The sequence below is a fragment of the Micromonospora sp. DT178 genome (assembly GCF_049841695.1).
Classification (GTDB): Bacteria; Actinomycetota; Actinomycetes; order Mycobacteriales; family Micromonosporaceae; genus Micromonospora.
The window spans coordinates 1-214 of record NZ_JBNCKV010000117.1; the positions used below are offsets into that span (position 1 = coordinate 1).

The 214-nt window shown below is 69.2% G+C and carries 1 protein-coding gene; it reads left to right on the top strand.

Features of this window, described 5'->3' with window-relative positions; all coding sequences use genetic code 11:
* Positions 1–214 (top strand): hypothetical protein (locus ACLQ22_RS32225; RefSeq protein WP_425695644.1); only part of this gene is annotated, 214 nt, incomplete at both ends.

Genomic DNA, 214 nt, shown 5'->3' on the forward strand with positions numbered 1-214 from the left:
GTTGATGGTGAGCTGCCCGCGGTCGTGGTGGCCGAGCTACCAGCTGCGGACGATGCTGTCGGCGTTGTCGAGGCCACGCACGCGGCGAGCACGTTGGTGTTGGGTTGGATCCAGGAATGGCTGGCCGATGCGGCCATGGACGGTTCCCGGTTGGTGGTGATGACCCGCGGCGCTACCGATGGCAGCGACCTGGCCGCGGCCGCGGTATGGGGCC